The sequence below is a fragment of the Enterobacter cloacae complex sp. IR5401 genome, from assembly GCF_049238425.1.
In the GTDB taxonomy this organism is placed as follows: Bacteria; Pseudomonadota; Gammaproteobacteria; order Enterobacterales; family Enterobacteriaceae; genus Enterobacter; species Enterobacter hormaechei_C.
This window is the reverse complement of sequence record NZ_JBMKHN010000008.1, coordinates 44,733-67,783: the sequence shown is the minus strand read 5'-3', so window position 1 is coordinate 67,783 and position 23,051 is coordinate 44,733. Positions and strand designations below refer to the sequence as shown.

Sequence of the window (23,051 nt, the reverse complement as noted above, 5' to 3'; positions counted from 1 at the left end):
TAATAGTTGACTAAATTACCTGGGTATAATCATACGCCCATTGAAGAAGGGCTACAAGGTACGGCACAGACACCATACCTGAACTGACGCGGCGCCGCTTTGCAAAAGCAGTCGGGAAAGTTCAGCCACGGTACTGCCCGTGGTGACGACATCATCCACAATCGCGATATGGAGGCCGTTGACCGGCAATTCAAGGCGAAAGGCGTTTTTCAGGTTCCTTTTGCGCGACCGGGCGTTGAGCCGGTGCTGAACGGCAGTGGCATGAGTACGTTTCAGTGCAGAGGCGGGGTACCGGCAACCCAGCCAGTGGGCGAGCGGACGACACAGCAGGTCGCTTTGATTGTATCCCCGCCGCCAGTGGCGGCGCTGAAACAGTGGCACGTTCACGAGCGTGTCGACCGGCGCTAGCCCACGCGTTCTTCGCGCCTGCAATACCGCCAGTAATAACAGGCGTGCCAGCGGCTGCGCCAGCGCGATCTGGCTGGAAAATTTGAACTGATGAACCAGACGACTCAGCGGCAATACATAATCATCCACCGCCACCAGCGCGCTCCACGGCGGCGCTTTTTTCAGGCATCGGCCGCAGGGAAGCGTCTGGCTGACGGCAGGCAAGCCGCATTGCGGACAGCCCTTCAGGTAACCCAGCGCTCGCGTGCAAACGGAACAGACGCCCCACACGCTCATCGCAAGTGGCATTCGGCATAGCCAGCACAAGCCGGGCACTGTTAGCATACGCAACCTCCATGTGAAAAAAGAGAACGTTAACTGATGAAGACGCTGTGGTGGCAGACCGTTGGGACGGGAAATTGTCATCTTGTGCTGCTGCACGGATGGGGACTGAACGCCGAAGTGTGGCGTTGCATAAGTGAGGAACTGGCCTCGCAATTCACGGTACACCTGGTGGATCTACCGGGCTATGGCCGTAGCCACGGCTATGGCGCGATGACGCTTGACGACATGGCGGAGCAGGTTCTGGAAGCGGCGCCGCAAAAAGCCGTCTGGCTCGGCTGGAGCCTGGGCGGGCTGGTGGTAAGCCAGATTGCGCTGCGCCATCCTGAGCGGGTCCAGGCGCTGATCACCGTTGCCTCATCACCCTGTTTCAGCGCCAGCGAGGCGTGGCCGGGCATTAAACCCGAGGTGCTGGCCGGGTTCCAGTATCAGCTGAGCGAAGACTTCCAGCGGACGGTGGAGCGTTTTCTGGCGCTACAAACCATGGGAACAGAAACCGCCCGTCAGGACGCACGGACGTTGAAGCAGACGGTGCTTTCTCTGCCGATGCCGGAGGTTGAGGTGCTGAACGGTGGACTGGAGATCCTGAAAACGGCCGATCTGCGCGAGCCGCTGGCGTCGTTAACGGTGCCGCATCTGCGTATTTATGGCTATCTGGATGGACTGGTTCCGCGCAAGGTGGTTCCGCTGCTGGATGCGCTGTGGCCGGAGAGTAAATCAATGGTGGTTGCCAAAGCGGCACATGCGCCGTTCATCTCTCATCCTGCTGAGTTTTGTTCGGCGCTGTCCGGTTTTATCAGCGAAGCGTCCACCACTCCCTGAGACAGGCTTTACCTTCAGGACAACTCTTGCAACTGCCGGACAGACAACCGTCCGGCTCTTCCTGAATGCGCACGGCTTTCCCCATCGCCTCCAGCCTTTCCAGCATGGCATCGATCATCGGCTGCGGCGTATGCAGGCTGAGGCTGAGCTGCTTCGCCTCCATTCGTCCCTGTAACGCCAGTAAGTCACGAACCTGAATCAACGATGCCATCTTTTTCCCCTCAGTGACAGTCGCCTGCTGGGCTGTTACAGCAGGTCGTTGGGGTTTTGCGCGTTGCCAGCAGGTTAATGTCAACGCGGCTACGCGCCCGGCGCAGCAGGCCAATCACCATTACGTTAAACAGGATCACCGCGAGGATACAGACCAGGCTGTAGCGCGGATGCTGGCTGTAATTGACGGCCTGATAAAACACGGTCGCCAGCGAGTAGGCAATGTTCAGCCCCCACAGAATGGAGAAGCCCATCCAGCCGCGGCTGGACTCACGGGCAATGGCGCCCATGACCGAGATGCATGGAATATAGAGCAGGACGAAGATCAGGTAGCTGTAGGCCGCCGACGCGCTGCCAAATTTCTGGCCCATCACGCCCATTGCTCCGGTCGCCATTTCGCCGTCGCCTTTGCTGGCTTCAATCGGGTTCGCCAGTACGCTCAGGCTGAAGGTGTCTTTCAGGCTCTGCCAGGTCTCTTCCACCGCGCCAAGCAGTTCATCGCCGAGGTTGAACGCTGCCGGGTTGAACTCCTCTTCCTGGATGTTTTCCGCGGTGTAAAGCGTGTTCAGGGTGCCGACAACCACCTCTTTTGCCATCGCGCCGGTGAACAGGCCCACGGTTGCCTGCCAGTTGTCTTCCTGAACGCCAATCGGTTTGAAGACCGGCGTAATGATCCGGCTGACGGAGGCCAGGGCAGAGTCATTAATGTTGTCCGCGGCCTGGCCGCTCAGGGTGAAGCTGTTCAGGGCGCTCAGGAAAATGCTGACCACCACAATCACCTTACCGGCGCGCAGAACGAAGCCCTTCAGGCGCTGCCATGTCTGAATAATCAGGCTTTTCAGATGCGGAACGTGATAAACCGGCAGTTCCATCACGAACGGCGACGCTTCGCCACGCATGATGGTGTGCTTCAGCATCAGGCCGGTGAGAATAGCCATCACGATACCCAGCACATACAGGGAGAAGACGGCCAGCGCCCCTTCCTGACCAAAGAACGCCGCGGCAAAGACCGCGAAGATCGCCAGACGCGCGCCACAGGACATGAACGGCGCCATCATGATGGTCATCAGGCGTTCGCGCGGGGCATCCAGCGTACGCGCGCCCATGACTGACGGCACGTTACAGCCAAAACCGACAATCAGCGGCACGAAGGATTTCCCCGGCAGCCCCAGCGCCTGCATCAGGCGGTCCATTACGAAGGCCGCGCGCGCCATGTAGCCGGAATCCTCAAGGAAGGAGAGGAACAGGTACATCATGCCGATCTGCGGTACTAGTGGCAGGACGGTATTAATCCCGCCGCCGATCCCCTGCGCAAGGAAGATGGTCAACCATTCCGGGAAGTGGAGGGTGTAGCCCAGCCACTGAATACCGTGCACGAAGATAGCGACAGAGCCGCCATCAAAGATAGGTTGTAATGCACCGCCGATGTTAATGGCGAGCAGGAACATCACGTACATCACCAGTAAAAAGATCGGCAAACCGAGGAAGCGGTTGAGCACAATCTTATCCACGGCGGCGGTGAAGCGGCTGGGTTCAGCGGTTAATGCATTGCTGACCACGTCACAGATAGCGGCGATGGCCTGATAGCGCGCATCCGCAATATGCAGAGCGGGATCGTCCAGCTCGTCGCTCAGGCGAGCCTGCGCGACGCCCAGCTTATCCGCCGCATCGCCTGCGTAGGTGCGGCTGTAGATATCGCCTTCCAGCATTTGCAGGCCAAGCCACAGACGTTGTCTGGCGGGCATGCTGTTGTCCATCTCCTGCGCCAGTTGCCCGGCTTCGCGCAGCAGGGGTTGGGCGTAGTGCACCAGTTCGACGTCGGCATTGCCCGTGTGGCGGTCAATCGCCAGCTTCAGGGCGTCAATGCCGCGTGCGCGGGTAGAAACCAGCGGAACCACCGGGCAGCCCAGGCGTGCGGAGAGGGCATCGACGTCGATGCGCAGCTTTTGCTTCTCGGCGATGTCGAGCATGTTAAGCGCCACGATGCAGGGAATACCCAGCTCCAGCAGCTGTAACGTGAGATACAGATTTCGTTCGAGATTGGAGGCATCCACCACATTGATGAGCAGATCCGCGTCGCCGCTCAGAATATAGTGGCAGGCAATTTGCTCATCGAGTGAGGTCTGGGATGAAATCGTGGTGAGTGAATAGGTCCCCGGTAAATCAACCAGCGTGACCTGATTATCTGTTGTAGTGAACTGGCCCTCTTTGCGTTCAACCGTTACGCCTGCCCAATTTCCCACACGCTGGCGTGCGCCGGTTAACTGATTAAATAAGGTTGTCTTGCCGGAATTAGGATTGCCAATTAAGCCAATAGTTAATTTTTTCATTGTAATAGACTCACTGAAACCGCTGGCTTGTTAACGGGATAAAGATTCAACTTCAATTAATGCGAGGTCTTTTTTACGCAGAACCAGATTAACGCGTCGGGTTTCGATATGAACAGGATCGCCCAACGGCGCAACGCGCACCACCTGGAACGATGAGCCGGGTAGCATGCCCAGGGACAGCAGCTTCTGCCGATAGGCCGGGCTTATCTCACGGGTAAAACCGATAATTTTCCACGCACTGTCTGGAGTGAATTGCATAGCGCCTGATTCCACGAGAGGTTAAATAATCTACACTGCGATGATAATGAGAATAGTTTTTATCAGCAATAATAAAAATGTGACGGGATGTTGTTAATCGTATTAATTTGCGGTCTGCTTGACCTTGCTCAATATTTGCGAAATTGAGGTGAAAATAAAAAGAAGGCTATTTGTTAATGAGGTGATAATTCGTGGTTTAAATATGGATACAACTTATTTATTTTAATTCCCTGCGGCCTGCTTGCCGGGCGGCACTGCGTTTGCCCGGCCTACAAAACCGTAGGCCCGGTAAGCGTCGCGCCACCGGGCATTTACAGTATTAGCGTTTCTTACCCATCGCCGCTGCCAGCGCATCCATCATCGCGCTGTTGCCTGCTGGCTGTGCGTCACGTCCGCGTGGCTTCGCGGCTTTCGCTGCCGGACGCTGCTGTTCACGGCCACCGCCATTACCGCCACGGCGCGCGTTAGTGTCGCCCGGCTGCTCGTCCAGACGCATGGTCAGGGCAATACGCTTGCGCTGGAGATCCACTTCCAGCACTTTCACCTTCACGATGTCGCCCGCTTTGACCACGGTGTGCGGATCTTCAACGAACTTGTCGGCGAGGGAAGAGATATGCACCAGACCGTCCTGATGCACGCCGATATCCACAAACGCGCCAAAGTTGGTGACGTTGGTTACCGCCCCCTCCAGCACCATGCCCGGCAGCAGGTCGTTCATGGTTTCCACGCCGTCAGCAAAGGTCGCGGTTTTAAACTCAGGACGCGGATCGCGGCCCGGTTTTTCCAGCTCTTTGATGATGTCAGTGACCGTCGGCACACCGAACTGTTCGTCGGTGAAATCCACCGCTTTCAGGTTACGCAGCGCGCTGCTGTCGCCCATCAGGTCTTTAAGCGCCTGCTGAGTCGCGGCCAGGATGCGCTCAACAACAGGGTACGCTTCCGGGTGAACGGTAGAGGCATCCAGCGGGTTATCGCCGTGGTTGATGCGCAGGAAGCCCGCGCACTGCTCAAATGCTTTCGGCCCCAGACGGCTCACCTTCAGCAGCTGCTGGCGGTTCTGGAACTGACCGTTCTCATCACGCCAGGCGACGATATTCTGTGCCATCATACGGGTCAGGCCCGCCACGCGGGTCAGCAGGGGAACGGAAGCGGTGTTCAGGTCCACGCCGACGGCGTTAACACAGTCTTCCACTACCGCATCCAGCTTGCGCGCCAGCTGCGTCTGGCTCACGTCGTGCTGATACTGGCCCACACCGATGGATTTCGGGTCGATCTTCACCAGCTCCGCCAGCGGATCCTGCAAACGACGGGCGATAGAGACCGCGCCGCGCAGGGAAACGTCCAGATCCGGGAACTCCTGCGCTGCCAGCTCAGAGGCGGAGTAGACTGATGCCCCCGCTTCGCTGACGATCACTTTCTGCGCCGTCACTTTCGGGAACTGCTTCTGCACGTCGAGATAGAAACGTTCGGTTTCGCGGGACGCCGTACCGTTACCGATGGCAACCAGCTCAACGTTGTACTTCTCGCACAGCGCGGCGACGACGACAGCCGCTTTCGCTGCCTGACCGGTGTGCGGGTAAATGGTGTCGGTGGCAACCAGCTTGCCGGTGCCGTCAACCACGGCCACCTTCACGCCGGTACGCAGACCCGGATCGAGACCCATGGTGGCGCGCAGGCCAGCTGGCGCAGCCATCAGCAGGTCGTGCAGGTTACGGGCGAAGACGTTGATCGCTTCGTCTTCGGCGCGCTCGCGCACGGTGCCCATCAGCTCGGTTTCGAGGTGCATCAGCACCTTAATGCGCCAGGTCCAGCTCACCACGCCTTTGCGCCAGCTGTCCGCCGGTGCGTTGTTCAGGCGCAGGCCCAGATGATCCATAATGATCTGCTCGCAGTGGCTCTCTTTTGGCGGCTCGTCAAACTGCGGATCGGCATTCAGGGAGAGTTGCAGCACGCCTTCGTTACGGCCGCGGAACATCGCCAGCGCGCGGTGAGACGGCGCGGTAGAAATGGGTTCGTGGTGATCGAAATAGTCGCGGAATTTCGCGCCTTCTTCCTCTTTGCCGGACACCACGGTGGAGACGATATGCGCGTTCTTCCACAGGTAATCACGCACTTTGGCCAGCAGCGCCGCGTCTTCGGCGAAGCGCTCCATCAGAATATAGCGAGCACCGTCCAGCGCGGCTTTGGTGTCTGCTACGCCTTTATCGGCGTCGATAAACTTGGCGGCTTCGGTTTCCGGATCGTGAGACGGCTCGTTCCACAGCAGATCGGCCAGCGGCTCAAGGCCGGCTTCGATCGCAATCTGCCCGCGCGTGCGGCGCTTCGGTTTGTACGGCAGATAGAGGTCTTCGAGTTCGGTTTTGCTCAGGGTGCCGTTAATGGCTTTTTCCAGGTCACTGGTCAGCTTGCCCTGCTCGCCGATAGATTTGAGGATCGCCTGACGTCGGTCTTCCAGCTCGCGCAGATAGCCCAGACGGGTCTCCAGGTTTCGCAGCTGCGTGTCATCCAGACCGCCGGTGACTTCCTTACGATAACGTGCAATAAACGGCACGGTGTTCCCTTCATCAAGCAGGCGAACGGCAGCTTCTACCTGTTCGGCTCTGGCCTGAAGTTCACCCGCAATAATGCGGCAGAGCGACTCTTTCATCATGGTCAGTTCATCTTGTGGATCGAAAATCAGGGGGATAGTTATACGGGCTGACACCAAAAAATGCCAGCCGGGGAGGGCGCTCTCGGACTATTTAACATACACGATTTCGTTGACGTACCAGCTTGCTTCACCTGCGGGCGTCTGGACAACGGCTAAATCGCCCACCTCTTTTTTCAGCAGGGCGCGGGCCATGGGTGAATCGATAGAAATGTAATCCTTACGACCGAAAATTTCATCATAGCCGACGATACGAAAACGCAGGGTATCGCCGTTGTCGTTTTCAATTTCGACCCACGCGCCGAAGAACACTTTACCTTCCTGCTGCGGGGAGTAATCGACAATTTTGAGATTCTCGAGACACTTCGTCAGGTAGCGTACCCGGCGATCGATTTCGCGCAGTCGCTTTTTATTGTACTGATAGTCCGCATTCTCGCTGCGGTCGCCCAGACTTGCGGCCCAGGTGACTTTTTTGGTCACTTCCGGACGCTCTTCGCGCCACAGGTAATCCATCTCTTTTTTGAGTTTCTCGTACCCTTCGCGGGTGATCAGAGGCGTTTTCATGGTGCAGCCTTTAATGCCGGTTAACTGTCTTTGCGCACAATACGTAGCGCACAGTGTAACAGACAAGATTAATAATGATTTATGTGATGAAATGAACAGATAAGCTGCTGTTAAATATGCTTTGTAACAATTTCGTCTAGAATTTATACCAGAATTTGCTGGTCGAACCCGTGCACTTTTTTAGAATACGCTGTTCCAGGCTTATCCGAACCTTTGGGAGTACACACAATGCAAGAGAACTACAAAATTCTGGTCGTAGATGACGACATGCGCCTGCGTGCGCTGCTGGAACGTTATCTGACCGAGCAGGGCTTCCAGGTTCGTAGCGTCGCGAACGCGGAACAGATGGATCGTCTGCTGACGCGTGAATCTTTCCACCTGATGGTGTTGGACCTGATGCTGCCTGGCGAAGACGGGCTCTCTATTTGCCGCCGTCTGCGCAGCCAGAGCAACCCGATGCCGATCATCATGGTGACGGCGAAGGGTGAAGAAGTCGACCGTATTGTCGGCCTTGAGATTGGCGCTGATGACTACATTCCAAAGCCGTTTAACCCGCGTGAACTGCTGGCGCGTATTCGCGCCGTGCTGCGTCGTCAGGCGAACGAACTGCCGGGCGCGCCATCTCAGGAAGAGGCCGTCATTGCATTCGGTAAGTTTAAGCTGAACCTCGGCACCCGTGAGATGTTCCGTGAAGATGAGCCAATGCCGCTCACCAGCGGTGAGTTCGCGGTGCTGAAAGCGCTGGTCAGCCACCCGCGTGAGCCGCTCTCCCGTGACAAGCTGATGAACCTGGCGCGTGGTCGTGAATACTCCGCGATGGAGCGTTCTATCGACGTGCAAATCTCTCGTCTGCGTCGTATGGTGGAAGAAGATCCGGCGCATCCTCGTTATATTCAGACCGTTTGGGGTCTGGGCTACGTGTTTGTCCCGGACGGCTCTAAAGCATGAGGCGAATGCGCTTCTCGCCGCGAAGTTCGTTTGCCCGCACGCTGTTATTGATCGTCACCCTGCTGTTTGTCAGTCTGGTGACGACCTACCTGGTGGTGCTGAACTTTGCAATCCTGCCGAGCCTTCAGCAGTTTAATAAGGTGCTGGCATACGAAGTGCGTATGCTGATGACCGATAAGCTGCAGCTGGAGGACGGCACGCAGTTGGTTGTTCCCCCGGCGTTCCGTCGGGAAATCTACCGTGAGCTGGGCATTTCTCTCTACTCGAACGAAGCGGCGGAAGATGCTGGCCTGCGCTGGGCGCAGCACTATGAATTCCTCAGCCAGCAGATGGCGCAGCAGCTTGGCGGCCCGACGGAAGTGCGCGTTGAGGTCAATAAAAGCTCGCCGGTTGTCTGGCTGAAAACCTGGCTGTCACCCAACATCTGGGTGCGTGTTCCGCTCACCGAGATTCATCAGGGCGACTTCTCACCGCTGTTCCGATACACCCTGGCGATCATGCTGCTGGCCATCGGCGGCGCATGGCTGTTTATTCGTATCCAGAACCGACCGCTGGTCGACCTGGAGCATGCAGCATTACAGGTCGGTAAAGGTATTATCCCACCGCCGCTGCGCGAGTATGGCGCATCGGAAGTGCGCTCGGTAACGCGTGCGTTTAACCACATGGCGGCAGGCGTTAAACAGCTGGCGGACGACCGTACGCTGCTGATGGCGGGGGTCAGCCATGACCTTCGCACGCCCCTGACGCGTATCCGGCTGGCGACGGAGATGATGGGCGAGCAGGATGGTTATCTTGCAGAGTCCATCAACAAGGATATCGAAGAGTGTAACGCCATCATCGAGCAGTTTATCGACTACCTGCGCACCGGGCAGGAGATGCCGATGGAGATGGCGGATCTGAATGCGGTTCTGGGCGAAGTGGTTGCTGCCGAAAGCGGCTACGAACGTGAAATTGCGACCGACCTTCAGGCAGGTGAGATTCAGGTACGTATGCACCCGCTCTCCATTAAACGCGCGGTGGCGAATATGGTGGTCAACGCGGCGCGCTACGGCAACGGCTGGATCAAAGTCAGCAGCGGTACGGAACTCAACCGCGCCTGGTTCCAGGTGGAAGACGATGGCCCGGGCATCAAGCCTGAGCAGCGTAAGCACCTGTTCCAGCCATTTGTGCGCGGCGACAGCGCGCGCAGCACCAGCGGAACCGGCTTAGGCCTGGCGATTGTGCAGCGTATTGTTGATAACCATAACGGACTGCTGGAAATTGGCACCAGCGAGCGGGGTGGTTTGAGCATTCGTGCGTGGTTACCGGTGCCGGTTTTACGGGGTCAGGTGAAAGAGAGTTAAAAAAGGGTGGGGCCTGATGCCCTCACCCCGGCCCTCTCCCACGGGGAGAGGGAAAAAACATTAAAAAAGGCAACTTTCGTTGCCTTTTTGCTTTTACCTACAGCTTCGGTCCCGCACTCACCAGCGCAGCACCCGCCGGGGTGTCGGTATACTTCTCGAAGTTTTCGATAAACAGTTTCGCCAGCGATTCAGCCTTCTCACGCCACTGTTCCGGTGAACCGTAGGTGTTACGCGGATCCAGGATACGCGTATCCACGCCCGGCAGCTCTGTTGGGATCGCCAGATCGAACATCGGCAGCGTAAAGGTCTCGGCGTTATCCAGCGAACCATCCAGAATCGCGTCGATGATGGCGCGTGTATCTTTGATGGAGATACGTTTGCCCGTACCGTTCCAGCCGGTGTTTACCAGGTATGCCTGGGCGCCGGATGCCTGCATGCGTTTCACCAGCACTTCCGCGTACTGCGTTGGGTGCAGCGACAGGAACGCCGCGCCGAAGCAGGCGGAGAAGGTTGGGGTTGGCTCGGTCACACCGCGCTCGGTACCCGCCAGTTTAGCGGTAAAGCCGGAGAGGAAATGGTACTGCGTCTGGCTGGCGGTCAGGCGGGAAACCGGTGGCAGCACGCCGAATGCATCCGCGGTCAGGAAAATCACCTTCGTGGCGTGACCCGCCTTCGATACCGGCTTGACGATGTTCTCGATGTGGTAGATCGGGTAAGAGACGCGGGTGTTTTCCGTTTTCGAGGCATCGTCGAAGTCGATAGAGCCATCGGCACGCACGGTGACGTTTTCCAGCAGCGCATCGCGGCGAATCGCGTGGTAGATATCCGGCTCTGCCTCTTCCGACAGGCGAATGGTCTTCGCGTAGCAGCCGCCTTCAAAGTTAAACACGCCGTCATCATCCCAGCCATGTTCATCGTCGCCAATCAGACGACGTTTTGGATCGGTGGACAGCGTTGTTTTACCGGTGCCGGAAAGGCCGAAGAACACTGCTACATCGCCTTTTTCCCCGACGTTCGCCGAGCAGTGCATGGAGGCGATACCGCGCAACGGCAGCAGGTAGTTCATGACCGAGAACATCCCTTTCTTCATTTCGCCGCCGTACCAGGTACCGCCGATCAGCTGGATACGCTCGGTCAGGTTGAAGGCGATAAAGTTTTCGGAGTTCAGACCCTGCTCTTTCCACTGCGGGTTGGTGCATTTCGCGCCGTTCATCACGATAAAGTCAGGGGTGAAGTCTTGCAGTTCTTCATCGGTTGGACGAATGAACATGTTCTTCACAAAATGCGCCTGCCAGGCCACTTCGGTGATAAATCGTACGGAGAGACGGGTGTCGGCGTTAGCGCCGCAGAACGCATCAATAATAAACAGACGCTTGCCGGAAAGCTGATGGGTGACAAGTCCTTTCAGATGCTGCCAGGTTTCCGGGGAGAGCGGTTTGTTATCGTTCTTACCTTTGCCCTTATCAGCCCACCACAGCGTATCGCGGGTGGTGTCATCTCGGACGATATACTTATCTTTCGGCGAACGACCGGTAAAAATACCCGTATCGACGGCGATAGCACCCAGGTTCGTCAACACACCACGCTCGTATCCTTCCAGTGCCGGATTGAGCTCTTCCTGATACAGCGTATCGTAATCGGGGTTGTAGACCACTTCCTGGACGTCGTGAATACCATAAGCCTTGAGATCTTGCGGGGTTAAACCATTAACACGCATATCACTGCTCCTTAGCCAATATGTACTGCCTGAAATTGTAGGGTTTTTCTGGGGATGTTAACCGCGACGGGGCTCATAGATTTACGTATCTGGTCAAAACCCTTACTAACGGAAAACGCTGCGACTCCAGTCACAGGGCGGGCAGATTATCGCAGGAATCGCTTTTTGGATGGGGAAAATGTTCTTAAAAGGTTAATCTCTGGTGAATTTATCCAGAAGAATGTGAATGTAATCGCATACATGTAAGAAAATTACGTAAGGGTTACACTGGGAAAACGATTCAGGTCTCTTGGGTCAGCTATTTTCAGAGTTTGAGGTGGGGGCCAGAGTTTTGCTTTGATGAGACAATAGATTTTTCATGAACAAGGGATGAGAAATGGAAAACCGTGAGACGTTATCCGCTTTAACGCGCGTAGCCGTCGTGCTGGCGGGGGCTCTACAGGGCGTAATTTGCTATGTAATCACGTGGTATATCGAGTACGCAAAATTGCCATCGGATACGCTGTGGCTGATGTGTGTAGTACCTGCCACCGTGGTAATGACAACCACGTTGTCTCTTGCCATGACGTCATTCAGAAAGCCATTTTTGTGGCTGTCACTCGGGATGATCGGCGCGGCAGTCGCGGGTATGGGCGGCTGGCTTAAGTGGAGCGTTGCAGGACTCGAAAGCTGGAATCTCAGAGATGAGATGCTCGTTTTCGGCTTTCATCTGCTGCTGATGACGCTGTTCGTGTTGCCATGGCTTCAGCGGCGTCTGGATCCCGTCCCGACTACCTCGTTCTACAGCGACTTTTATCAACGAAACTGGCATAACGCGCTGACACTGCTCATTATTTTTGTTTCGAATGGTCTCTTCTGGCTGGTGCTTTTCCTCTGGGCCGAGCTTTTCGAACTTATCGGCATCGGCTTTTTTGATCGGCTTTTCTTTCATTCTGACGGGTTTATTTCAGTGGCGATTGGCGTGGTTTCAGCCAGTGCGGCTGTGCTCACGCGTATGCAGGTAAGGTTAATCCTTGCCCTGCAAAATCTGCTGACCCTCATCGCCACCGGTCTGCTTCCCCTGATGGCGGCGCTGGCGCTGCTCTTTATTGGCGCGTTGCCTTTTGTCGGCTTTGAATCCATTTCAGCCAGAATATCCGCCGCGGGCTTGCTGACCACCTTAGCGCTGCTGCTGTTATTCCTGGTGACGATAGTGTGGCATCCACAGCGTCAAACACTGCCTTACTATGCCCCGCTGCGAGGGATGATTCGCCTCGCTGTGGCTATCGTACCCGCGTATCCGGTTCTGGCGGGGTGGGCGCTGTGGCTACGCATTTCGCAATACGGCTGGTCACCCGAGCGTCTGTACGGGGTATTGATAACCATCGTGGCGCTGGTCTGGGCGATCGGTTTTTGCGCCAGCGCTCTGATTCAGCGCCGTGAACCGCAGAAGATCCATGCGTACGTCATCCCGGCGACCGGGCTGCTTTCCCTCATTTTCCTGGCGTTGGTCCATACCCCCGTGCTGGATCCGTGGCGAATAAGTGTTGCAAGCCATATGGCCCGCTATCAGGACGGCAGAATAACTGCGGATCAAGTCAGCCTGTATATGCTCAGTAACGCTGGACGAAAGGGGCGGGAGGCGATGCTCACGCTGCAAAACGATCCGCAGTTTATCTCTAACCCAAAACGCCAGCGTGAAATAAATGGTCTTCTCTCCAGGAATGCTGGCGGAGCAGGTAAGATGACCGCCGCGATGCTGGAAAAACAGGTCCAGCTCGCACCGGGAATGGCTCATCCTGATAAGACATTGTGGCAAGCCATGCTCAGCAATCAGTATCGCTTCGAGAGCTGCGATAGCGCCCAGAGTAACTGTTTACTTATGCCGCTGGATCTTAACAGCGACGGCAAGCCGGAAGCCGTGCTATTTCAATTTACCGATCGCACGATCGTGGCTTACACACAAACTAACACGGGCTGGAGGATCGCCGGGGACGCGTGGAAAATGCCGGAGGCATTGACCAGAGGAGAACTTGACCGCGCATTAAGGCAGAGGAAAGTGAAATCTGTCGTGAAGCCCTGGGCGGATATTGAGATTTTTGGGGAGCGTGTCGATATGAGCTACGACAGTTACAATAATGCGCAGTGGCGTTAGTGCTTTTTCTTGCCGGGTGGCGCTACGCTTACCCGGCCTACAATTAGCAATCATATCAAAAAATTGCACAATTCATTGTAGGCCCGTGCGAGCATAGCGCCGCCGGGCATCAGGCTCAGAGCTTAGTGAACCTGCGGATCCGCCGGAGAGGCGTTATTGCGGATCTCCGCGATATCCATCGAATTGAACACGTAGTGCGTACCGCAGTAGTCACAGTGCATATCGATTTCACCGTCTTCCGCCATGATGCTGTCGATCTCTTCATCCGGCAGCGTTTTCAGGGCACCAGCACAACGCTCGCGGGAGCAGGTGCACTTAAATTCCACCGCCTGCGGATCGTAAACCGTCACTTCTTCTTCGTGGTAGAGACGCCACAGCACGTCGGTCGCCGACAGGGTGAACAGCTCTTCCGCTTTGATGGTTTCCGTCAGCGTTGCCAGATGCTCGAAATCATTGGTCTGTGCATCCTGCGCAGGCAGAACCTGAAGCAGCATACCACCGGCAGCAGGCTGACCATCTACTTCACCGGTGCGGATGAACAGGCGGGTTGGCAGCTGTTCGGAACGCATGAAGTAATCTTCCAGGCAGGCGGCAAGCGTATCGCCTTCCAGACCGACAACGCCCTGATAGCGCTCACCCTCTTCAGGCGAAATCGTGATAACCAGGTAGCCATTTCCGACCAGCGTTTTCAGATCCGCATTTTCAGGGATATCGCCCTGAACGCGCGCCACGCCGCGCATTTGCTGCTGGTTATTACCGTTGATCACCGCCAGCGACATCGGGCCATCACCCTGCAACTGAACGGTAATATCGCCAGCGAACTTCAGCGTGGCGGTCAGCAGGCTGGTGGCCACCAGCAGTTCGCCCAACAGGGTTTTCACCGGCAGCGGGTAGTTGTGGTTTTCCAGAATCTGTTTCCAGGTTTCGGATACGGTGACCAGCTCGCCGCGCACGGCGAATTGTTCAAACAGATAGCGGTGTAATTGGTCGTGTTGGGCCATTTTCATCTCTCGTGCAGGTGAGGGTTACTCGCTCTCACCGTGTTTAAATTTCATCAGATCGCGGCGCTCTTTTTTATCCGGTCGCCGGTCCGGGTGAGGCATAGTTAGCGCGTTCATTTTGCGCGCCAGCGCGGTTTTCTCGCGCTTCTCTATGCTTTCGGCCGTCTCTTCATACAGCAAAACGGCTTCGGTTGCGGGCCGCCGTTGTTCGGTAATGGCTTTCACCACCACCGTTTTCTCATCGTTGCCCTGGCGAAGCGTTAACGTGGCATTCAGTTCAACCAGCTTGCTCGGTTTGCTGCGCTGACCGTTGTAATGCACCTTTCCGCCGTCAACCATTTCACGGGCAAGGGCGCGCGTTTTGTAAAAACGGGCGGCCCACAGCCATTTATCCAGTCTTACCCCATCAGAGGGTTTTTCTTTCATGGCGTCTCCTTCACGGTGAGTGAGGGGATCATCCGGCGATAGTCGTTCAGCCCCGGATGTCGCAGATAGCTTTTTTCAGCCAGGCCGGAATCCGGATTAGTCACGCCCAGACAATAGCGAATGCCAAAAGCGGCCGCAGAATCCAGAATCGGCTCGCTGTCGTCAATAAACAGCGTGCGTTCCGGCTGTAAACCGGTCTCTTCCACCACGGCATGCCACAACCGCTGATCCTCTTTCGGATAACCAAATGTGTGGGTGGAAAGCAATAAATCAAGGTGCGAAGCAAGACCGGTATGTTCCAGCTTCACGGCCAGGTTATGGGGATGCGCATTTGTCAGCAAAATACGGCGCTTACCGCAGGCTTTCAGCGCGTCCAGGAACGGGACCGTATCTTCGCGCAGTACGGCGCGTGCGCCCTGGGCGGTGGTCATGGCACAAATATCCAAACCGAGTCGCTCGCTCCAGTAGTCAAGACAGTACCAGTTTAGCGTATGCTGCACCGCGCTATATTGCGAACGAATGAATTCCTGCGCTTCTGCCGGGGAGATCCCCTGCTGTTCACCGTAAGTTTCCGGGACCAGCTTTTGCCAGAAATAGTTATCAAAGGCGAGATCAAGCAGCGTGCCGTCCATATCAAGCAGGACGGTATCGACCGCCTGCCAGTCGATATCAAGATGCATAAGGGGGAACTCCAGCCAGAAGAAACGTGCGCGACAGGGTAGCACAACTTGTCGCGCAGGGACGTTATCCGATCAGGCTCTCAGAAGAGGAGATCAGTTTCGGGTTAAGGCAATTTTCGTAGTAGGCCTGGATTTCTGCCAGCCGCGTGCGGGAACGCTGATAGCGGCGTACGGCCTGATAACCGTTCCAGACGATGCACGCCAGCATCGCAATCAGCAGCAGGGATGTCCCTATATAGCGCCACAGGCCAGCGCTATCCGGCATACGGTGCAGGCCAATATGACGCGTGCCGTTGGCGTCGGTGAAGAGGGTGGTGACGATCCCTTCCGCGCTGAATGGCGTCTGCATCAGCATCTGCGCCAGACGCTGGAATTCGCTCCACTGCTCCTGGGCAGGATAGTCATACAGCGAAACCTGCGGATAAGGTTGATCCACCAGGTCGCTGCCTTCATCGCTGGCAATCACAAAACCGCCCGGCGCCGGGCTGTTAAGCGCCTGGGCGGCACGGGTGGTTTCACGCATCACGAAGGGGGCGGTAGAGGTCGCCACCAGATTATCCAGCGACTCGGCGCTGACCGGACGCAGAAGCACGTTCACACCGTCCAGGCGTCCCGCTTCGGCGCGTTTCACCAGCGCGTCCCAGTCTTTGCTGTTGCCGAGGTTGACCAGCGCGTTCTTCAGCCGGATACAGTCATCCTGGGCGGAACAGAGATCCTCGGTTTTCAGGACGATTTCGCCAAAGTCATCCAGCAGCACCATGCCCGACTTCTGAATAGCCGAACGCAGGGCAGGGCTGACGCGAGAATCATCATCCGGTTTTGGATGGAGCTGGCGATTAATCGTCTGGGTGAGCGCAGTGGCCTTATTGACCACATCCGATTCCGGCAGCGGCAGCGGAGAGGCGTCATTCCAGATGATCTGAGAGCAGTCGAACGGCGCGAACGGCGAGTTCTGGCGCGTGTTCCAGGCACCCGGTGAGTGGATATTACACATCCCGGTGCCTTTCAGCCGCAACGTATCCCCCACGCGTACACCCGCTTCTTCGAGCTGCTGTACGCTGGTGGCTTCCACGGTTTGCGCCCCTTTAATCCATGACAGGGTAAATTTAATTGGCATATCCAGCGGCACGAAAAGCAGCAGCATGAGGAAGATTAACGCGGCGCCACCGGCAATCACCGCGCTGCGAAGCCAGTGCTGAAGCGGGAAGTTTTTTACTTCGTCGTGCAGGGATAAGTAACGTCCCTGGCGTACAACGTGGCGGTCGAGATAGATATCAATATCCGTTTTGTGGCCCAGGTCCTGCGCAATCCACGGCTGCCAGTGGCGTGGATAGATAAGATCGATGATCCCGAGCGAGATATTGTTGATATGTTCCTGATCGTTCTCACCGAACAGTCCCCAACGTTTTGGGGTTCCGCGCAGGCAGTGAATTTCGCGTAATGACGTTTTTGCCGGCGGGGCAAATATGCCCCACAGCCCGGCGGCCAGAAGCAGTACTGCGCCACCCGCGAGCCACGGAACAAACACGTCCGGCGTCAGCAGGCAGATGAAAAAGAGCAGGAACGAGACGACAATCAGCACCGCTTCGCGAATGCCATCCGGGCGGCTCAGGACGTACTCTTCATGCGTTTCCTGGCGGATGTTGAGCAGTTCAATCTGCTCTGTCTCTTCACCACGAATAGAGGCCTGCGTTCCGCTCGCGCGTTCCAGCGCAAAGCGTGGCGCTTCCTGAACATATTCGCTCAGAGTATGACCATTGAGGGAGATAACCAGCGGCAGCGTATCGGTATGGATGAGCTCGACGCTGTTTTCGTCGTTAATATACTGTTCCCAGAAGGGAGGCAGGTGTACTTCAACAGAGTCGAGATAGTAACGCCATTTGTTGGGATCGTCGGTTGTGATGCCATAGCGGGTAATGGAGCGCGTCACGCACAGAACGGTGTCGCTTTGGGCGTTAAGGTTGAGCGATACGGGGGCGGTGCTGGCGCCGGTAGGGCCAGGCGAAAGCCGGGATCGGTTCAGCGTGTCGAGATACTGCTCAACGGTGCTGCGTTCCTCTGGCGAAAGCTTGCGCGTGTTTGCCCCGGCGAACGCGTTTAAAAAGGGCAGCCGATAACGGCGATGTACGCGGCGCCTGAATACCCACACCGCAATCGACGCGCAGGCCAGCACAGCAGCGAGAAAAATCAAAATGGTGCTCATGCTTTCCCCATCTTACTTATCTTCTTACAGGTGTTGTCAGTCGCACCTTTTGTACAATGAATGAGATTCTGTGGTCGGCTATCGGCAAGTATGGAGTCTAACTTGAGCATGTTGACGCGCATCCCAGTGACCGGTAATGATAACAAAGCCTGTTCCGGCGCGATATCAGCAAATTCCTGGAAACATTTCAACCTCTTGACATTTGTTTTGAAATGAGAATCGCATTCAATTACGTTGCATAAATGTAAATAAAGAGCAATTGACATTGCCGAAACCGTGCGGCGTATCGCACAATAAAGCCAGTTCACCCAGCAAAGACCCGTCAAGATGACCAAACCCTTACAAAAGCCCACCATTCTGAATGTTGAAACCGTCGCGAAATCGCGTCTGTTTAATGTCGAAAGCGTGGATCTGGAGTTCAGCAACGGTGTGCGTCGTGTTTATGAGCGTATGCGCCCCTCCTCGCGTGAAGCGGTGATGATAGTGCCTATCGTCGACGAGCACCTGATCCTCATTCGTGAATACGCCGTGGGCACTGAATCCTACGAGCTGGGCTTCTCCAAAGGACTGATCGATCCGGGCGAAACGGTGTTTGAAGCGGCAAACCGGGAGCTGAAAGAAGAGGTCGGCTTTGGCGCGAAAGAGCTGACGTTCCTTAAAAAGCTGAGCATGGCGCCGTCCTATTTCTCCAGCAAAATGAACATCGTTGTCGCGGAAGATCTCTATCCTGAATCGCTGGAAGGAGACGAGCCGGAACCGCTGCCGCAGGTTCGCTGGCCGCTGGCTCATCTGATGGATTTGCTGGAAGATCCTGACTTTAACGAGGCACGCAACGTGAGCGCACTGTTCCTGGTACGAGAGTGGCTGAAGGGGCAGGGGCGTTTGTAGCGCCACCATTAAAAACGGCAACCGAAGGTTGCCGTTTTGCATTGATGTTGTAGGCCGGGTCAGGCGTAGTCGCCACCCGGCTTTTTAGTTGGCGTCAGAACAGTTCGTGCGTCTCGCCGTTATCAATGATCTCTGTACCCACCTCATGCACCGCCTGCGTGGTTGGCTGCGTACCCTCGATGAAATACTCGGCACGGCTATTACCGCCATTCGCGAGCTGTCCAGTGCTGCGGTCAATATTGATCGTGACAATGCCCGGCGGAGGCGTTAGCGGCTGCTCCGGCACGCCCTCGAGAGCGGCCTTCATGTAAGCATCCCAGGCCGGTTGCGCACTCTTAGCCCCACCCTCGTAACCGGAAATCTGATCTTTAATCGCGCCAGAAGCGGTTGTGCGCCCCAGAGTGCGGCGGTGATCGTCAAAACCAATCCAGACCGAGGTGACAACGCCCGGGCCATAACCTGAGAACCAGGCATCTTTTGAACTGTTGGTTGTCCCGGTTTTGCCGCCGATGTCGTGGCGCTGCAAATCGCGGCCCGCTCGCCAGCCGGTGCCTTGCCAGCCCGGTTCGCCAAAGATGTTGGTGTTCAGTGCGCTCTTAATCAGGAACGACAGCGGCGTGCTGATCACGTGCGGGGCGTACTCCTGCGCGCCACTCTGGGCGACCAGCGCCTGATTGGCCTGTTCCAGCTGAGGCTGCGGCACCGCCAGATTCTGACGTTCCTGAGAGATCGCCACATCTTCCATATCCTTGTTTTCCAGGACATTGGATTTTGGCGTGTCGCCGTAAATCACCGGAATATCGCATTCAGGGCAGGCAATTTTCGGTTTCGCTTCAAACAGTACGCCGCCCTGATCGTTCTCGATTTTGCTGATGAAATACGGATCGACCAGGAATCCCCCGTTCGCCATCACCGAGTAGCCACGAGCGACCTGGAGCGGCGTAAAGGACGCGGAGCCGAGCGCCAGAGATTCGGTATGAACAATGTTTTGCGCCGGGAAGCCGAAGCGTTGCAGATACTCTGCCGCATAATCAACGCCCATCGCACGCATCGCGCGAACCATGACCACGTTCTTCGACTGGCCAAGGCCCTGACGCAGACGGATAGGGCCAGCGTATTGCGCCGGAGAGTTCTTCGGCTGCCAGTCAGAGCCCGCACCGGCATCCCAGCGGGAAATTGGCACGTCGTTGAGAATGCTGGCGAGCGTCAGCCCCTTATCCATCGCCGCGGTATACAGGAACGGTTTGATGTTCGAACCAACCTGACGCAGTGCCTGGGTCGCGCGGTTAAATTTGCTCTGGTTGAAATCGAACCCGCCAACCAGCGCCATCACGGCACCGTTCTGCGGATTGATGGAGACCAGCGCAGAGTTGACGTCCGGCACCTGCGCCAGCCACCAGGCATCACCGACCTGACGGACCCAGATTTGTTGTCCGGTTTGTACCACATCGGTCACTTTACGTGGCGTCGGGCCCTGAAGAGTGTCAGAGCGGTACGGACGCGCCCAGCGGACACCCTCCATGCGCAGCGAAACGGATGTGCCATCGGCCATCATCGCCACCGCTTCCTGTGGATCGGCCTGGGTGACGACAGCCGGACGCAGCGGGCCATAGGTCGGCAGCGCTTTCAGGGAATCAGTGATTTTTTTACTGTCCCATGCGCCTTCCCCCACTTTCCACAGCACGTTGGACGGGCCGCGATAGCCGTGACGCATATCGTAATCCATCACGTTATTACGCACCGCCTGCTGGGCAGCCTGCTGCACTTTGCGGGTCACGGTGGTATAGACGCGATAACCATCTTCATACGCTTTATCACCGTAGCGACTCACCATCTCCTGGCGAACCATTTCAGTGAGATACGGTGCAGAGAAGGCGATTTCCGGCGCATGGTAATTGGCGTCAATAACGTCGCTGCGCGCCTTATCGTACTCAGACTGACTGATATAGCCTTCGCTCAACATACGCGACAGCACCACGTTACGGCGCGCGGTGGCGCGGTCCTGCGAGTAGAGCGGGTTAAACGTGGATGGCGCTTTTGGCAGGCCGGCAATGGTCGCCATTTCGCTCAGCGTGAGCTGATCGATCGGCTTACCAAAATAGACCTGAGCCGCAGCCCCTACGCCATAGGCGCGGTAGCCCAGATAGATCTTGTTGAGGTAAAGCTCAAGGATCTCGTCTTTGCTCAGCAGTTGCTCAATGCGGATCGCGAGGAACACCTCTTTGATCTTACGCATCAGCGTCTTTTCCGGGCTGAGGAAGAAGTTACGCGCCAGCTGCTGAGTAATAGTACTTGCCCCCTGAGAGGCATGACCGGAGAACAGCGCCACGCTTGCCGCACGGAAAATACCGACCGGATCGACACCGTGGTGCTCGTAAAAACGGCTGTCCTCGGTGGCGATAAAAGCCTTCACCATCACGGGTGGAATTTGATTTAAGGTCAGTGGGATACGACGTTTCTCGCCGTATTGCGCCATCAGTTCACCATCGGCGCTATAGACCTGCATAGGGATCTGAAGCCGCACATCACGAAGCGTGGCGACATCAGGGAGTTGCGGCTCGACATATTTGTACAAACCAATAATCGAGCCTGCTCCCAGCAGAATGCAACAGACTGCAAGGATCAATAAATACTTTACGAACTTCACCGGAGATTTCCCATTTGGTTTAGCCTGGGCAGTTTCTAAACAATCGCGCGGTAGTATAAAGGCAAGCCTGATTCATTGATATAGCCGTCACTCCGACGGGCGATAAGGAGATCGTGAAGCATGGCTTTTAAAACGTGGCAAACAGGTGTTCATATTCAACAGGATAAGGTGGTTGCGGTAGCGCTGACCAGAGAGCGGGCCGGATGGCGTTTACGGCGCTGGTGGGCGGTGCCGCTGTCGGACGGCGTTATCGGGGAAGGCAAAATACTTAAGCCAGAAGAGCTGGTTAACGCATTACGTGGCTGGCGGAAAACATTGCCGCACTCGCATCGGGTATTCCTCTCATTTCCGGCAACGCGCGTTCTGCAACGCGCGTTGCCCCGTCCATCCGTTACCTTGCGTGACAGCGAACAGCTCACCTGGGTAGGCGCCGCATTAGCGCGTGAGCTGGAGATGCCCGCCGATACGCTCTGCTTTGACTACGCGCAGGATACGTTCAGCAACACTTTTCAGGTTACCGCAGCGCAAAACAGAGAGGTCGATACCCTGTTGACGCTGGCGAACGCGCTGCGTTTGCGTCTGGCAGCAATCGCCCCCGATGCCGGCGCGCTGGCTAATCTTCTCTCTGCTGTTGCCCCCGCCCGGTGCGTCGCCTGGAGAGATCAACACCAGTGGCTATGGGCGATGCGTCACCAGTGGGGGCGGCGCTACACCACAGAAGCGGCGACGGTGAATGAACTGGCGGCGCTGCTTGCGCTTTCTTCTTCTGATATCGCCGTGTTTGATGCTGCCCGCGATCCCTGGGAAGCGGTGACGCTGTGCCAGCCGCCGCTGCCGGAATGCGGTGCTGATTACACCGTCGCCCTGGCGCTGGCCATGAGCGAGGCGCCGTAATGAGCATGCCCAATCTTTTACCCTGGCGTCGGCAGCAACGTAATCAGCGCCTGCGTTTCTGGGGGCTGCTGTTTGCCGCCTCATTGCTGGTGATGCTGGCGGGTGGTTTCAGTCTGCGGGCGACGCAGTCTCTCGCGTTACAGGCGTTGCAGAGCGAACTGGCGGGGACTCGGGCGGTGCAGAAAGTATTGAGAGCCCGTCAGCCGCAGTCAGCGGGGCTGAAAACCCCTTCGCCGCCGTCTGATCCGGCCTGGCAACCCGCGCTGGAATCGCTTGCCAGCGCAATGCCCCGGCAGGCGTGGCTGACGGCGCTGCGTTATCAGCCACCCTCGCTGACCCTGACCGGCTATACCACTTCACTGCCAGCGCTCGCAGCCATGACCGATGCGCTGAAAAGGGTGACGGGATTTAACCCCGGACCGGCAGGCGAACTGCAACAGGATAGCCTGGGGCGATGGATGTTCTCTTTTAAACTGCATAGCCGGAGGTAGCCGGTGGGTATCTGGTATCAACGCTGGGCTGATGCACGTCCTTCCCGGCGCGTCCTTTGCTGGTTGATCGCGTCGGGGCTTGTTGCGTGGGCAATTTGGGGACTGCTGCTCAGGCCCGC

19 protein-coding genes are annotated in these 23,051 nt (G+C 56.7%); 7 read left to right on the top strand and 12 right to left on the bottom strand.

All coding sequences use genetic code 11. The features are described 5' to 3' along the window. Positions 1 to 51 precede the first annotated feature (51 nt). Positions 52 to 732 (bottom strand): DNA utilization protein GntX, encoded by a 681-nt coding sequence (gene gntX / locus ACOTX1_RS13695; RefSeq protein WP_023314961.1) that lies wholly within the window; start codon positions 730 to 732, stop codon positions 52 to 54. A 36-nt stretch (positions 733 to 768) separates the two neighbouring features. Here gntX and bioH point away from each other — a divergent pair, with 36 nt between their 5' ends. Beyond that, complete coding sequence (bioH, locus tag ACOTX1_RS13690) at positions 769 to 1,551, top strand: pimeloyl-ACP methyl ester esterase BioH (RefSeq protein WP_023314960.1); 783 nt, start codon at positions 769 to 771, stop codon at positions 1,549 to 1,551. On the opposite strand, the gene feoC is transcribed toward bioH, so the two are convergent. The 5 genes from feoC to greB form a co-directional block, all read right to left on the bottom strand. Beyond that, entirely contained in the window at positions 1,526 to 1,762 is a 237-nt protein-coding gene (gene feoC, locus ACOTX1_RS13685; protein ID WP_017384148.1) for a [Fe-S]-dependent transcriptional repressor FeoC, read from the bottom strand. The two genes, bioH and feoC, sit on opposite strands and share 26 nt — an antisense overlap. Positions 1,763 to 1,772: 10 nt before the next feature. Then, positions 1,773 to 4,091: a Fe(2+) transporter permease subunit FeoB gene (gene feoB / locus ACOTX1_RS13680; RefSeq protein WP_263522231.1), complete on the bottom strand. Its 2,319-nt coding sequence runs from the start codon at positions 4,089 to 4,091 to the stop codon at positions 1,773 to 1,775. A gap of 30 nt (positions 4,092 to 4,121) precedes the next feature. Then, positions 4,122 to 4,349 (bottom strand): ferrous iron transporter A, encoded by a 228-nt coding sequence (gene feoA, locus ACOTX1_RS13675; RefSeq protein ID WP_003861611.1) that lies wholly within the window; start codon positions 4,347 to 4,349, stop codon positions 4,122 to 4,124. A 319-nt stretch (positions 4,350 to 4,668) separates the two neighbouring features. Then, complete coding sequence (locus tag ACOTX1_RS13670) at positions 4,669 to 6,999, bottom strand: Tex family protein (RefSeq protein WP_023314958.1); 2,331 nt, start codon at positions 6,997 to 6,999, stop codon at positions 4,669 to 4,671. Positions 7,000 to 7,086: 87 nt separating this feature from the next. Beyond that, a complete protein-coding gene (gene greB, locus ACOTX1_RS13665) occupies positions 7,087 to 7,560 on the bottom strand; it encodes a transcription elongation factor GreB (RefSeq protein WP_003861614.1) in 474 nt (157 codons plus the stop codon). A 228-nt stretch (positions 7,561 to 7,788) separates the two neighbouring features. Between greB and ompR the strand changes: the two genes are divergently transcribed. Both ompR and envZ read left to right on the top strand, forming a co-directional pair. Then, positions 7,789 to 8,508 carry a two-component system response regulator OmpR gene (ompR, locus tag ACOTX1_RS13660; RefSeq protein WP_001157751.1) on the top strand — a complete coding sequence of 240 codons (720 nt, stop codon included), beginning with the start codon at positions 7,789 to 7,791 and terminating at the stop codon, positions 8,506 to 8,508. Then, complete coding sequence (gene envZ, locus ACOTX1_RS13655; RefSeq protein WP_003861615.1) at positions 8,505 to 9,851, top strand: two-component system sensor histidine kinase EnvZ; 1,347 nt, start codon at positions 8,505 to 8,507, stop codon at positions 9,849 to 9,851. Before ompR ends, envZ begins: the two co-directional genes overlap by 4 nt. A gap of 97 nt (positions 9,852 to 9,948) precedes the next feature. On the opposite strand, the gene pckA is transcribed toward envZ, so the two are convergent. Next, entirely contained in the window at positions 9,949 to 11,568 is a 1,620-nt protein-coding gene (gene pckA, locus ACOTX1_RS13650) for a phosphoenolpyruvate carboxykinase (ATP) (RefSeq protein ID WP_023314957.1), read from the bottom strand. A gap of 376 nt (positions 11,569 to 11,944) precedes the next feature. Between pckA and ACOTX1_RS13645 the strand changes: the two genes are divergently transcribed. Continuing rightward, positions 11,945 to 13,702: a DUF4153 domain-containing protein gene (locus ACOTX1_RS13645; RefSeq protein WP_023314956.1), complete on the top strand. Its 1,758-nt coding sequence runs from the start codon at positions 11,945 to 11,947 to the stop codon at positions 13,700 to 13,702. A gap of 122 nt (positions 13,703 to 13,824) precedes the next feature. On the opposite strand, the gene hslO is transcribed toward ACOTX1_RS13645, so the two are convergent. From hslO to ACOTX1_RS13625, 4 genes are all read right to left on the bottom strand, one after another. Beyond that, a complete protein-coding gene (gene hslO / locus ACOTX1_RS13640) occupies positions 13,825 to 14,709 on the bottom strand; it encodes an Hsp33 family molecular chaperone HslO (protein ID WP_006812239.1) in 885 nt (294 codons plus the stop codon). 18 nt (positions 14,710 to 14,727) lie between these two features. Continuing rightward, a complete protein-coding gene (gene hslR, locus ACOTX1_RS13635; RefSeq protein ID WP_003861618.1) occupies positions 14,728 to 15,129 on the bottom strand; it encodes a ribosome-associated heat shock protein Hsp15 in 402 nt (133 codons plus the stop codon). Further along, positions 15,126 to 15,809 (bottom strand): GMP/IMP nucleotidase, encoded by a 684-nt coding sequence (gene yrfG / locus ACOTX1_RS13630; RefSeq protein ID WP_023314955.1) that lies wholly within the window; start codon positions 15,807 to 15,809, stop codon positions 15,126 to 15,128. The genes hslR and yrfG overlap by 4 nt, the downstream gene beginning before the upstream one ends. Before the next feature lie 64 nt (positions 15,810 to 15,873). After that, positions 15,874 to 18,012, bottom strand: a complete 2,139-nt coding sequence (locus ACOTX1_RS13625) for an intracellular growth attenuator family protein (RefSeq protein ID WP_023314954.1) — start codon at positions 18,010 to 18,012, stop codon at positions 15,874 to 15,876. Positions 18,013 to 18,339: 327 nt separating this feature from the next. Between ACOTX1_RS13625 and nudE the strand changes: the two genes are divergently transcribed. After that, entirely contained in the window at positions 18,340 to 18,900 is a 561-nt protein-coding gene (gene nudE / locus ACOTX1_RS13620; RefSeq protein ID WP_003861622.1) for an ADP compounds hydrolase NudE, read from the top strand. A gap of 94 nt (positions 18,901 to 18,994) precedes the next feature. Here nudE and mrcA read toward each other — a convergent pair whose 3' ends face one another. Next, entirely contained in the window at positions 18,995 to 21,547 is a 2,553-nt protein-coding gene (gene mrcA, locus ACOTX1_RS13615; RefSeq protein ID WP_023314953.1) for a peptidoglycan glycosyltransferase/peptidoglycan DD-transpeptidase MrcA, read from the bottom strand. 120 nt (positions 21,548 to 21,667) lie between these two features. Here mrcA and pilM point away from each other — a divergent pair, with 120 nt between their 5' ends. Further along, positions 21,668 to 22,441, top strand: a complete 774-nt coding sequence (gene pilM, locus ACOTX1_RS13610; RefSeq protein WP_023314952.1) for a pilus assembly protein PilM — start codon at positions 21,668 to 21,670, stop codon at positions 22,439 to 22,441. Beyond that, positions 22,441 to 22,932, top strand: coding sequence for a PilN domain-containing protein (locus ACOTX1_RS13605; protein WP_023314951.1), 492 nt, complete (start codon positions 22,441 to 22,443; stop codon positions 22,930 to 22,932). The genes pilM and ACOTX1_RS13605 overlap by 1 nt, the downstream gene beginning before the upstream one ends. Positions 22,933 to 23,051 lie beyond the last annotated feature (119 nt).